Raw genomic sequence first — 2,176 nt, forward strand, 5'->3', positions numbered from 1 at the left:
GCGCCGGCCAGGGGGCCGGTGTCGCGGGTTGCGCTTCTGGGGTCGTTGTTTCGCGGGTCGGCGGGCCGGCCGGTGTGTGGTCCCGTCTGCGTGGCGTTCATGATCGTCTTCCCCTCCGTGCATCCCCCCGGGGGTCACAGACTGCCAAATGCCGTGGCTGCTGCGGAAGCTGGGGCGCGGCGACACGCCCGGAGCGGGGTGTGCCGTCACGGTGGGGTGACGGCTGGTCACGGAAGCGGAGGGGGGTGCCGGCCGGTGCCGGTGACCGGTGTCGTCGTACCGCATAGGCTGTCGGCACCGCGGGCGATGCGGTGATCCGTTCGGGGGTCGATGCAGTGAACCGGAGGGTGATCCGTGGGGTCGGCGTGTGCAGTGAGGTGCGGTGTAGTGCGCCGAGGTGCAGTGCAGTCGGGAAACAAGACGTGACAGTCGATACGGGTCGTAGTGTGCCGAGGGTGGTCAATACGGGTCGTACAGAGTGCCGCAGGGGGCAACCGCCATGACGACAGGTCGGCTCGGGCAGCAAGCCGCGCCGCCGAACGCGGCCTACGCCGGGCAGGTCGTGCATTTCCCGGATCCGGTCCGGGCGGCCCGTCACCCGAGAGGGGTACGGGTCGACGAGCATGGTTACCCCGACTTCTCGGCTTACGCGCGTGCGGCCGCGGAGATCGCGGAGCCGCCGGAGGGTTTCGGCGTCGACGAGTTGCGGCTCACGGATTACGTGTCGGCGAACACGGCGTTGTCGGCGTCCGGGCACGAGCTGTGGGACACGGTGCCGGCGGTGGCGACGCCGCACGGCTGGACGTGGCACCACGTGGTGGGGTCGCGGCGGCTGGAGCTGGTGCCGGTCGAGGTGAAGGCGCTGCTGCGGCATCACGGGGGTGTGGCGACGTCGGGTGTCGACCACTCCAAGCGGGGGACGCGGCCTTTGCAGGAGACGCGTCCGGCGCACTTCGGGTTGCCGAAGTCGGGTGTGGCGGTGACGGAGTCGCAGGTGCAGGGCGTCGAGGAGGACCTGGGCTACCGGTTGCCGGGTGCGTACCGGTCGTTCCTGAAGGCGGCGGGTGGCTGTGCGCCGGTGGGTGCCGCGCTGGACGCGGAGCTGGGGCTGCTGGTGGACCAGCCGTTCTTCACGGTGCGTGACGAGGCCGCGGTCAATGACCTGGTGTACGTCAACAAGTGTCTGCGTGACCATTTGACCAAGGACTACCTGGGGGTCGCTTTCGTCCAGGGCGGGTTGCTGGCGGTGAAGGTGAGGGGCGAGCGGGTCGGGTCCGTGTGGTTCTGCGCGTATGACGACGTGCGGGACGTGGATCCCTCGGTGCCGCCGGCGGAGCGTGTGGAGCGGCTGCTGTTGCCGTGCGGGGACGACTTCGATGTCTTCCTGTCGCGGCTGGCGGGCAATCCGCCGGAGTTGGAGACGGTGGCGAACCTGATGGTGGACGGCGGGTTCGCGCGTGTGGTGCCGGTGGGCGCGGTGTCGTCCTCGGCCGTGGGGGAGTGAGGTCGGCGATGGTGACCTTCGCGCAGGCGCAGGAGCGCGCGGAAGAGTGGATCAACGGGGATCTCCCGGCGTACCAGCATCGTGAGGTGCGGGTGCGGGAGTTCGACCTCGGGTTCGTGGTGTGGGCGGAGGACCGGGCGGACGGGCCGCGGTCGGACGGTGGTGCGCAGCGGCTGGTGATCGCGCGGGACAGCGGTGAGGCGACGTTGTGGCCCGGGCTGCCGGTGGGCGAGGTGATCCGCCGGTACGAGGAGGAGTACGGCCGTCCGGACGCGGCGGAGGAGCCGGCACCGGCGGCGCCTGCCGCGCGGGTGGATCTGAATCAGACGTCGTTCCTGCTGACTCCGCCGGAGTGGTTGCAGGATGCGGCGGACAAGCTGGGGATTCCGGATCGGCGGGGTGCGGGGTCCGGTGAGACGGGTTCGGCTCCTGTGGGTGCTGCTGGTGGTTCGGGGTCTTCGGCCTCTGTGGGTGCCGCTGGTGGTTCGGGGTCTTCGGCCCCTGGGGCTGCCGCAGGTGGTCCGGCTCCTGCCGGTGGGTCGGCTTCCGGTGCTGCTTCCGGTGCTTCGGCCGGGGGTGTGGTGACTCCTGCCCAGGGGGCGCCCGTCGCGCCGGGGAGTGGTACGGCTGTCTCTTATACACCTCTGACGCTGCCGACGAACCCTAGGGTGT

At 70.6% G+C, this 2,176-nt stretch carries 2 protein-coding genes; both read left to right on the plus strand.

All coding sequences use genetic code 11. The features are described 5' to 3' along the window. The first annotated feature begins 499 nt into the window (after positions 1–499). Complete coding sequence (locus tag C1J00_RS42355) at positions 500–1,504, plus strand: SMI1/KNR4 family protein (RefSeq protein WP_102914111.1); 1,005 nt, start codon at positions 500–502, stop codon at positions 1,502–1,504. Between the two features lie 8 nt (positions 1,505–1,512). Then, on the plus strand, positions 1,513–2,176 hold a 664-nt coding region (locus C1J00_RS48660; protein ID WP_500691506.1), incomplete at its 3' end, for an SUKH-4 family immunity protein.

It is taken from the genome of Streptomyces cahuitamycinicus (assembly GCF_002891435.1).
Taxonomy (GTDB): domain Bacteria; phylum Actinomycetota; class Actinomycetes; order Streptomycetales; family Streptomycetaceae; genus Streptomyces; species Streptomyces cahuitamycinicus.